The organism is Paraburkholderia sp. RCC_158 (assembly GCF_041355255.1).
Classification (GTDB): domain Bacteria; phylum Pseudomonadota; class Gammaproteobacteria; order Burkholderiales; family Burkholderiaceae; genus Paraburkholderia; species Paraburkholderia graminis.
This window is the reverse complement of sequence record NZ_JBFUPM010000064.1, coordinates 1-2,420: the sequence shown is the minus strand read 5'-3', so window position 1 is coordinate 2,420 and position 2,420 is coordinate 1. Positions and strand designations below refer to the sequence as shown.

Genomic DNA, 2,420 nt, shown 5'->3' with positions numbered 1-2,420 from the left:
AACGAAACAATGAAGAGGTTAACAGAGCATGATTCGGGTTAACAGCCCCTTCGACTCATTTTGTTAGGGTTTCTAAGTAATGTCCGGTTTGGGCCAGTTAGAAATGTCCGGTTTCCTGCTCCGGGCTGACGGCTGTGGCGCATGCTGCGGCATCCCAGCCAGCCCGGAGCCAGACCATGAACGAACGTGGATTCATCACGATCACCATGCACGAGTTCGAGCGCGTGAAGGTCATCCAGGCGGTCCTCCAGCATCGCCTGACGGTGGTGCTGGCGGCGGAACGGCTGCAGCTGTGCGAGCGTCAGGTCAGCCGGCTGGTGCGGCGCTAAGAGGCCGCCGGACCGGCCGGACTGGTTTCGGCGCGGCGTGGGCAGCCGAGCAATCGCGAGCTGCCGGTGGATGTCCGTGCGCGTGCGATGGCGCTGGTGCGTGAGCGCTACGAGGATTTTGGGCCGACGTATTTCGCCAGACAACCAGCCTGCTCAGGAACTTTCTCCCCGCGATCGCATCGTCGACTCTCGATTCCACGTTGGCTCACTACGCCCCTCAAGCAAGGCATGCTGCGGCTGTGCGACAAGGCAGGCGCTCCTCTGCCGTCGCCTACTCGACGCAATCCCTGATGCCACGGCGGTAACCCTTCGCAGCGGCCCACGGCGCGTTTTGCTCCCGCGGTTAATCCGCAATCCTCCCAGTTGACATTACGCGTATATACACCCATTATTCACCTCCGATGTGAACACTGGCTTGCGGCGTTTCGTGACGGCGTGGTTAACGTGAGGTAGTTCACGATGCAGTTTGGCAAGTGCTCAAAGGTAGGACCCGGCTGTGTCCGCGCGGCCAGGGACTACCGCCGGCAACATTGCTGCGCTGTTCGCCGGTAGGCACTGACAGCATCATGGTGTGAAAGGCAGGCCTGTACGCCCTTCTCTTGTCTTCGGCGCGAATTGTGAATCGGGGCCGGCAGACACTGGCGCTGTAAAAACGACCATAAAGCAAGACAAGAATCAACGGAGACGTCATGATCAAGAAAACCTTCTTTGCAGCCGCAGCGGCTGGCAGCCTTGCCAGCGCATTACCTGTTGATAGTCACGCACAAAGCAGCGTGACTCTTTACGGTGTTATTGACGCTGGTATCACATACGTCAACAGGGTAGCGAGCGTCACAGCGCATGGCAGCGTTCTGAAATATGGTGACGGTGTTTCGCAAGGTAGCCGCTTTGGAATTCGAGGTGCCGAAGACCTCGGGGGCGGCCTCAAAGCACTGTTTGTGCTGGAGAACGGTTTCAACAGCGGTGATGGCACACTGGGGCAAGGCGGCGCGATGTTCGGACGCCAAGCGTACGTCGGTCTGGCGAAGGATGGAATCGGCTCCCTAACGCTTGGCCGCCAGTACTCGCTTTCAACCGATATTATCGGCGCTGCGTACACAATGGGTAGTCAGACACCTGCGGGCAATTACGCTTATCACATCAACGACCTCGACCAGCTCGTTCAGAGTCGTCTCAACAATGCCGTCAAGTTCAGCAGCGCAAATTTTGCGGGATTGACATTCGGCGCGATGTACGCTTTCTCAAACTCGACGAACTTCTCGGGTGCGCCGACCACGACCGCCGGCACCACGGCCACTCAAGGTTCATCCAGCGCCTATAGCTTCGGTGCCAATTATACGAACGGCCCCTTCGGCATCGGCGCTGCCTACACCAATATTCGCTATCCCAACGGAGCAACACCACCGTTTGGCGTGAGCGTTGCGAACGTAAATACAGGAGGCCTCCGCGACCTTGAAACATTCAGCATCGGGAGCCGGTATGCAATTGGCGCTGGCCTGGCATGGGCTAACTGGACGCACACAAAGTTGGAACCGCTCGCGGGTCGATCGTCAACACTGAACAATTACGAAATTGGCGGCCGATATCTGTTCACGGCTGCACTTAATGTCGGATTAGGCTACACATTCTCCGACCTCAGTGACCGTTTCGAAGGGAAATGGCACCAGGTCAATGGAGCGGTGGACTACGCGCTGTCGAAGCGTACGGACATTTACCTCCTGGCGGTTTATCAAAAGGCATCGGGCACCAACTCGGTTGCCGGTCGCTCTGTCCAGGTTCAGGCTGAGATCGGCTCCACACCTTCTTTCATCGGCAACGCAGGTGCGAACTCACAACTCGTGACTCGCGTTGGGCTTCGTCACAAGTTTTGATTTTCGCGGACGACGCAAGCCGGCTCGGTGCTGCACTCCACCGCCAACGAGGCAGCACCGAGACCCCAGAAGAACGCGCTATAGACCATGTACGCGACAACGACGGAGCACAGCATGAGCAACAGTCCACAAGAAGCCGGTATCGGTAAATTTCAAGCTAGATGTCGCCTCAACGATTAAATTTAGGCGGCTTTTTGCTCCTGTCGGTGGTCGCGTTTGA

At 57.6% G+C, this 2,420-nt stretch carries 2 protein-coding genes; both read left to right on the top strand.

Annotated elements, in window-relative coordinates:
* The first annotated feature begins 176 nt into the window (after positions 1-176).
* Complete coding sequence (locus tag AB6809_RS36090; protein WP_371028592.1) at positions 177-329, top strand: helix-turn-helix domain-containing protein; 153 nt, start codon at positions 177-179, stop codon at positions 327-329.
* A gap of 692 nt (positions 330-1,021) precedes the next feature.
* The gene (locus AB6809_RS36085) at positions 1,022-2,200 is read left to right on the top strand and encodes a porin (protein WP_371028593.1); all 1,179 of its coding nucleotides are present in this window, start codon (positions 1,022-1,024) and stop codon (positions 2,198-2,200) included.
* Positions 2,201-2,420 lie beyond the last annotated feature (220 nt).

What these genes read in the sequence shown, in the direction of transcription:
- AB6809_RS36090 (WP_371028592.1), top strand. Translation starts at nt 177, where the DNA reads ATGAACGAACGTGGATTCATCACGATCACCATGCACGAGTTCGAGCGC.